This window comes from Bradyrhizobium uaiense (assembly GCF_010811875.1).
GTDB lineage: Bacteria > Pseudomonadota > Alphaproteobacteria > Rhizobiales > Xanthobacteraceae > Bradyrhizobium > Bradyrhizobium uaiense.
The window spans coordinates 1-422 of record NZ_VKHP01000594.1 but is presented as its reverse complement, the minus strand read 5'-3'; the positions used below and the strand labels follow the sequence as shown (position 1 = coordinate 422).

Annotated in this window: 1 protein-coding gene; it reads left to right on the top strand. The window is 57.3% G+C overall.

Annotated features, from left to right (window positions below):
• The coding region (locus FNJ47_RS46655; protein ID WP_163163551.1) for an IS110 family transposase at positions 1-422 on the top strand (422 nt) is incomplete at both ends.

Genomic DNA, 422 nt, shown 5'->3' with positions numbered 1-422 from the left:
CCGCAGCAGATTGCTCGAGTTTTTCGCGAGGTTGCCGAGGTGTGTGGTCGCGATGGAGGCCTGCGCCAGCGCCCATTATTGGGGACGGGAGATTGGTAAGTTTGGCCACGATATCCGGTTGATCCATCCCTCGTACGTGAAGCCCTTCGTTAAGCGTCAGAAGAACGATGCGGCGGATGCCGAAGCGATCGCCGAAGCCGCGTCCCGACCAACGATGCGCTTTGTCGGCGTTAAGAGGGCCGAGAAGCAAGGCTCCTCAATAGCGTTCAAGGTTCGTGATCTCTTAGTTCGACAGCGCACACAGGCGATCAATGCTTTGCGCGGACATCTTGCGGAATTCGGTTTGATCGTGGCTCAGGGCGTGAGACATATCCCCCGATTGGATGAGCTCCTTGCAACATATCCGGACCTGCCCGATCTAG